The following is a 6337-nucleotide window of genomic DNA, read 5'->3' as shown; positions in this document are numbered from 1 at the left end:
GAGGAGGGGAGGGGGTGGGGGGCGGGGGCGGGGGCCGAAGGAACCGAATGCGCCCGGCCACCGATTCGCCCGGCGCCGTCCTGCAGCCACCCAGCCCCGCAGGCGGCGGCGCGGTTTCGGGGACCGGCGGACTGGCCCAGGCAGCGCTCGCGTGCGGTCGCGCGCGGAGGGCCAGCCCGGCTGGGGCTACTGCGCGGCCGCGGCTCCTCGGCAACCCCCGCACTGGCGGGCGCCGGCGTGGTCCGGGTGCTCGGCGCTGGAAGGGTGCTTGGTGGGCTGGCACCGGCGGCCGACGCCCGCGCGGTCAGGCGAGTCGGCGCTGGCAGGCGGGGTTGAGCAGCCTCGAATGCCTGAAAGCCCGGAAACCGGCAGGCCCCGACGTGCCGCTTTACCCGCCAGGAACCCGGGCACTCGCCAGCCGCTGCCTCAAAGCCTCCGCGTACCCACCCGGGCGCACCTCCACGGAAACCTCGGCATGACTGACTTCCTCGGCCCACCGCCCCGCGCCATCCGCCTGACTCCGCGGCCCGCGCTGGTGCTCGCCGTCGCCAGCCTGCTCGGCCTCGCCATGTTCTGCTGGCCGCTCTTCGCGCACCCACGCGCCGGCGCCGTCGCGCATGCCGCCGATGCGCCGTTCGTCTTCATGGCGACCCTGCCCGTGCTGATCCTCGTCGTCCTCGCCGAACTCTCCCGGGGTGGCATCGACGCCAAGGCGCTCGCGCTGCTCGGGGTGCTCTCGGCCGTCAATGCCGGGCTTCGGCCGCTCAGTGCCGGCACCGGGGGCATCGAGCTGGTGTTCTTCCTGCTCGTGCTCGCCGGGCGGGTCTTCGGGCCCGGCTTCGGGTTCGTGCTCGGCTCCACGTCGCTGTTCACCAGCGCGCTGCTCACCGCCGGAGTGGGACCGTGGCTGCCGTTCCAGATGCTTGCGTCGTCGCTGATCGGGCTTGGGGCCGGGCTGCTTCCGCGCACACCGCGCGGCCGAGCGGAGGTCGCCATGCTCGTCGGCTACGGCGTCTTCGCCGCGTACTTCTTCGGGCTGCTCATGAGCCTGTGGACGTGGCCGTTCCTCGCCGGGGACTCCACCCAGCTCGGCTTCGTGCCCGGGGCGCCGCTGCTCGACAACCTGCACCGGTTCGCCCTCTACACCGTGCTGACGTCGACCCTCGGCTGGGACACCGGGCGCGCCGTCACCAACGCCGTGGCCATCGTCCTGCTGGGGCCGGCCATCCTCGCCGTCCTGCGCCGGGCTGCCAGGCGCGCCGCCTTCGGCGCGCCCGTCAGCTTCGGTCAGCCGTACGAATAGAAGCCGCGGCCGGTCTTCTTGCCCAGGAGGCCCGCGTCGACCATGCGCAGCAGCAACGGCGGGGACGAGTACAGCGGCTCCTTGAACTCCGCGTACATCGAGTCCGCGATGGCCTTGATGGTGTCCAGGCCGATCAGGTCGGACAGCCGCAGCGGGCCCATCGGGTGGGCGGTGCCCAGCTCCATGCCGCGGTCGATGTCCTCGGCCGAGGCGAAGCCCGACTCGATCATCCGGATCGCCGACAACAGGTACGGCACCAGGAGCGAGTTCACGATGAACCCGGCGCGGTCCTGCGAGCGGATCACGGTCTTGCCCAGGGCCGTCGTCGCGTGCTCCTCCGCGCGGCGGGCCGTCTCCTCGCTGGTCAGCAGCGAGGGCACCAGCTCCACCAGCGGCAGCACCGGCACCGGGTTGAAGAAGTGGATGCCGACCACCTGCTGCGGCCGGCTCGTCGCCATGCCCAGCTTCATGATCGGGATCGACGACGTGTTGGACGCGAACAGCGCGTCCTCGTTCTCGATGATCTTGTCCAGCTGGCGGAAGACGTCGACCTTCGCCTGCTCCTGCTCGAGGATCGCCTCGATGACCAGTTCGCGGTCGGCGAACTCGGCGATGTCCGTGGTGAACCGGAGGCCGCCGAGGGCCTTCTCGGCTTCCTCGGGGGAGAGCTTGCCGCTCTTGACGCCGCGTTGCAGCGACTTCTCGATGCGGGCGCGGCCCGCGTCGAGCGCCGGCTGGTTCACCTCGGTGACCACGACGTCCAACCCGGCCCGCGCGTGCACCTCGGCGATGCCGGACCCCATGAGGCCCGCCCCGACGACTCCAACCCGACTCACCATCGGCTCACTCCTTCATCGCTTCGCAGCCCCGCGCGCCTGTTTGACACGAATGTGGGCAGCACGCGACGCGCGAGGGCGGTAGCCGGATGTCGCCCGGCGCCGCCCTCGCGCGTTTACGCGTGCTCAACGACGGTACTCGTCGTACCCGTCGTCGTACGGGTCTTCATACCGGCTGTCGGCAGGGTCCTCGTGGTGGTTGTCACTGGAGGAGTTACTCGACAGCTCGCGCTGCAAAGCATCGAAGTCGGTCTCGTGCGAGCTGTACTTGAGCTCACGCGCCACCTTCGTCTGCTTGGCCTTAGCCCGGCCGCGCCCCATGGCTCGACCCCCTCGCACAGGGGCGGGGCGGCCGGGGGAATCGGCGGCCCCGCATCGTCTCGACAATTCTTTCCTGCTCACACCGTACCGTGTCCGGGGGGTTCGATGCGACGTGGCACGGTGTGCCGGTCGCGACAGTGTTCGCCGGACACCGGTTACCGGCCGGTCGGTGACGATCGGCGCAGGTAGACGTGCCACGATCTACCCGTGCTCCGTCCCTTCGTGGCTTACCTGCGGGTGTACGAACCCCTGCTCGCCCTGGGCGATCCGCCGGACGAGCGGCTGCGTGCGGCCGTGGCGGCGGCCAAGCTGAGCCGGACGGACGCGGGAGCACGAGAGCAGGCCATGTGGCTCAAGTCACAGGTGGCCGCCCCGCGGCGGCTGTTGCCCGCCGAGCTCGCGGACGGCCGTCCGGCGCCCAGCCTGCTGACCGACGTCCTGGTGCTCGACGCCGCCGACGTGCCGGGCGGCAAAGCGGAGCACGGCCCGTTCGTCTGCCCGCTGGAGCTGCGGGCCCGCTCGGCGGCGGCGTTGGTCACCTTCCTCGGCGACGCGCACCCGGCGCTGAAGAACGTCGTCCTCGACGAGGGCGGCTTCACCCAGGAGACGATCCGCGGCCGCACGAAGTCGGCGATGGCGGACCTCAGCACGTCGGCGGCGCACACGTTGTCGACGACGTGGACGGTCCCGCTGCCGTGGTTCGTGCTGGTCGAGCCGGACGAGCGCAAACTGGTCCTCGGCAACGGCCGCGACGACCCCCGCCGCGAGCTGTCCTGGCGCGCGACCCTCGCCGACGCGCAGCACCGGGCCCGCGAAGCCGGCGAGCTCCTGGAGCAGACCTTCGGCGACTCCGGCCCGGGCCGCGTGCTGTTCGAGACGCGCCGCTGGCTGGACAACTTCGACGCGGACTCGGTGGTCGAACTCGACTACGGCGGCCTGGTGCAGCTGTTCGCCGACCCCGTCCTGGAGGCCGACAACACGGCCGACGAGGTCCACGACATCCTGGACGCCTTGCGCTCGGGCAACGTCGAGGAGCTGGCCGAGCTGTTCTCGGACCTGCGCGAGTTCTGGGGCGACGTGGCCGCCCGCGAACGCGCCAACTAGCTAACCGGCTCAGCTGCTTCCCGGCCCGGAACTGTCGGTGCCTGCCGGTAGCGTGGAAAACGGGGGCTGCTCAGTCACGCCGTGATCACCGCAGCTGCGGCACCCGGATCTCGCCAACCGCCCGTCCGCCGCCGAGTACCTCCGGTGCTGCCAGCTCTGCCAGCCCCGACACGTCCGCACCCAGGTACCGCAGCGCCTCCACCGCCAGCGGTGCGCAGGCCCGCTTCGCGCCGTCGTCCATCTTGATCGCCACCGCGAACCCGTCCGGCAACGCGAACGCCTGGACCCCCTCCGCGCCCGCCTTCGCGATCAGACCCTCCACAGCGGACATCAGCGCCGTGTCCTCGCGTCCGGTTCCCGCCACCAGCCACGGGTGCTCCCGCATCGCCGAGGCCACCGCGAACGCCGGGCCGTCCGTGGCACTCGCGATCCGGCCGAACGCGCGGGCCAGGCCCGTCAAAGAAAACGCGAACAGCGGTGCGCCGCATCCGTCGACACCCGTGTGGGCGATCGGCTCGCCGGTCAGCGAGGCCACGGCCGAAGCCAGCGCCTGCTGCAGCGGGTGGTCCGGCGACTCGTACCCCGATGTCGGCCAGCCCGCCCGGATGCACGTCGTCAGCATTGCCGTGTGCTTGCCCGAGCAGTTCATCGTCACGCGGCGGGGCTCGGCCGCGTCGCGCATGCTCGGTACGTGCAGCGGGAAGTCCGGTGGGCACGCCAGGTCTTCCTCGCGCAGGCCGGCCGCCGACAGGAGCTCCAGGACCCGCTTGACGTGGCCCGGCTCGCCCGAATGGGAGGCGCACGCCAGGGCCAGGTCCTCGCCCGTGAAGTCCAGGCCCGCGCGCAACATCCCGACCGCCTGCAGCGGCTTGTTCGACGACCGCGGGTACACCGGGGACACCACGTCGCCCAGGGCCAGGCGGACGGCGCCTTCCGGGCCGGTCACCACCAGCGCGCCTCGGTGGACGCTCTCGACGAAACCCGATCGCACCACTTCGGCGAGTACCGGGTTCGTCACTCCGTGCGGCCTTCGTTCTCCAGCAGCTCGTCCACTGTGGCCGAACCCTGCTGGTAGCGCTTCGCGATCTCCGCGTTCAACGTGTCCATCACGCCCTGGACTTCGCGGCGGAACGACGACACCGACAGCTCTTCGCTCGCGTACGTGTCCAATGCGGATGCCAGCTTCTCGTCCGACAGGGACCCGACGTCGGTCAGGTCCGTGTCGCCGATCAGCGCCTCCGCGTGCCTGCGGTGCTCGCCCGCGCGGGACGGCTCCAGCTGCTGGTGACGGCCCGAACCCGCCGCCGGGCCCAGTGCGTTGTCCGCCAGGATCGTGGCCAGCTGGTCGACGATGCTCGCTTCGCCGCCCGAGCTGCGCCGGGCCTGCTCTGCGCGCACGATGTCGATCCGGGCGTGCAGGAGACGGCGCAGGTAGGACAGGTCAGTCTCTTCCTGCGCGGCTTCGTCGCGCCGCTCGCGCAGCACCTTCAGCGGCAGTTCACCCAGGCCGCTGAGGTACCCCGGGCCGAGCACGCGGTCGATCCGCCGCCTGCCGCCGGGCCGCACTTCGATCACAGCGCAGTTTATCCCGGTTGAGCGTGATCTCGCTGTCAGGGCCTTTCGTTCAGCCACGGAGTTGCGCCGCTGCCGCACGGCCGGGTGCGGGCTGCTCGGACGGCACCGAATCGGGGTCGATGGCCGCCTGGACGAGGTTGTCCTCCGAGCCCGCCAGCAGCTCCGCGCCCACCGGTGTCGACCGCTTGACCAGCGCCAACGCGATCGGGCCGAGCTCGTGGTGCTGGATCACCGTGCCGATGCGGCCGACCGGCCGTCCGTCGAGCAGGACCGGGTCGCCGGTCTCCGGGGTGATCTCCGGCGAGCCGTCGAGGTGCAGCAGGAGCAGGTTCCGCGGCGGGCGTCCCACGTTGTGGACCTTCGACACCGTTTCCTGGCCGCGGTAGCAGCCCTTCGCGACGTGCGCGGCCGAACCGACCCAGCCGGCTTCGTGCGGGATCGTGCGCTCGTCGGTGTCGATCCCCACCCGCGGCCGCACCGACTCGACGCGCAGCGCGTCGAACACCCAGCTGCCCGCCGCCCGCGCGCCCGCGTCGGTGAGCCGCTTCCACCACTCCGCCAGCGCGGCGCGTGGCACCGCCAGGTCCACGCTGAACCGGCCCGGCCAGGGCATCCGCCGCACGAAACCGCCACCGGGCAGCGCCGCGACCGCGTACGGCTCCGGGCCGACCTCGGCGCCGACCGCGCTCAGGACGCGCTCGGCGTCCGGGCCCAGCACCGTCAGCAACGCGAGCTCGCCGGTCGCGTCCCGGATGTCCACCTTGGACCAGAACTTCATCGCTTCGAGGTACTCGTGCAGCGTCTGGGGACCGCCCTTGGGCAGCGCGCTGGTGACGCGGGGGGCCGGGTCCGTGTCGAGGTAGACCGTGCCGTCGAGGTGCGCCACCACCATGTGCGTCTCGACGCGGCCCTGGCTGTCCAGGACCAGCGCTTCGGTGCCGGACCCCTCGGCGAGCCCGGTCACGTGCTGCGAGATGACCAGGTGCAGCCACGACAGCCGTTCTTCGCCGCTGACGGCGAGGAACTCGCGGTGCGAGCGGTCGATCACGACCACGCTGCGCGAGGCCGTGCGCTGCTCCGCGAAGGGGTCTCCCCAGTGCCAGGGGACGCCGGCTTCGGGGTGGTCGTCAGGAGGAGGGATCGATCCGGGCACGTCCAGCAGCGGCGAGCGGTACGGCATACCGCCCAGCCTAGGTGA

At 71.8% G+C, this 6337-nt stretch carries 7 protein-coding genes; 2 read left to right on the top strand and 5 right to left on the bottom strand.

The window, feature by feature from the left end; all coding sequences use genetic code 11:
• Positions 1 to 475: 475 nt before the first annotated feature.
• On the top strand, positions 476 to 1303 hold the full coding sequence (locus tag OO60_RS18325; protein WP_003056937.1) for an ECF transporter S component family protein: 828 nt from the start codon (positions 476 to 478) through the stop codon (positions 1301 to 1303).
• On the opposite strand, the gene OO60_RS18320 is transcribed toward OO60_RS18325, so the two are convergent.
• A complete protein-coding gene (locus OO60_RS18320) occupies positions 1288 to 2142 on the bottom strand; it encodes a 3-hydroxybutyryl-CoA dehydrogenase (protein WP_081655698.1) in 855 nt (284 codons plus the stop codon). The genes OO60_RS18325 and OO60_RS18320 overlap by 16 nt on opposite strands.
• Before the next feature lie 123 nt (positions 2143 to 2265).
• A complete protein-coding gene (locus OO60_RS18315) occupies positions 2266 to 2460 on the bottom strand; it encodes a DUF3073 domain-containing protein (RefSeq protein WP_003056942.1) in 195 nt (64 codons plus the stop codon).
• Positions 2461 to 2667: 207 nt separating this feature from the next.
• Here OO60_RS18315 and OO60_RS18310 point away from each other — a divergent pair, with 207 nt between their 5' ends.
• Positions 2668 to 3564, top strand: a complete 897-nt coding sequence (locus tag OO60_RS18310; RefSeq protein WP_003056944.1) for a DUF8083 family protein — start codon at positions 2668 to 2670, stop codon at positions 3562 to 3564.
• Between the two features lie 85 nt (positions 3565 to 3649).
• Here the strand turns inward: OO60_RS18310 and OO60_RS18305 are convergent, their stop codons facing one another.
• Genes OO60_RS18305 through ygfZ form a run of 3 tightly spaced genes read right to left on the bottom strand, consistent with a single transcriptional unit; the run spans position 3650 to position 6319 of the window.
• Positions 3650 to 4582, bottom strand: a complete 933-nt coding sequence (locus OO60_RS18305) for an asparaginase (RefSeq protein ID WP_003056947.1) — start codon at positions 4580 to 4582, stop codon at positions 3650 to 3652.
• Positions 4579 to 5139 (bottom strand): RsiG family protein, encoded by a 561-nt coding sequence (locus tag OO60_RS18300; protein WP_003056950.1) that lies wholly within the window; start codon positions 5137 to 5139, stop codon positions 4579 to 4581. Before OO60_RS18300 ends, OO60_RS18305 begins: the two co-directional genes overlap by 4 nt.
• Positions 5140 to 5188: 49 nt before the next feature.
• A complete protein-coding gene (ygfZ, locus tag OO60_RS18295; protein WP_003056953.1) occupies positions 5189 to 6319 on the bottom strand; it encodes a CAF17-like 4Fe-4S cluster assembly/insertion protein YgfZ in 1131 nt (376 codons plus the stop codon).
• Between the last annotated feature and the right edge of the window lie 18 nt (positions 6320 to 6337).

The sequence above is a fragment of the Amycolatopsis vancoresmycina genome (genome assembly GCF_000716785.1).
In the GTDB taxonomy this organism is placed as follows: domain Bacteria; phylum Actinomycetota; class Actinomycetes; order Mycobacteriales; family Pseudonocardiaceae; genus Amycolatopsis; species Amycolatopsis vancoresmycina.
The sequence above is the reverse complement of the archived record's forward strand: the minus strand, read 5'-3'. Positions and strand labels throughout refer to the sequence as shown.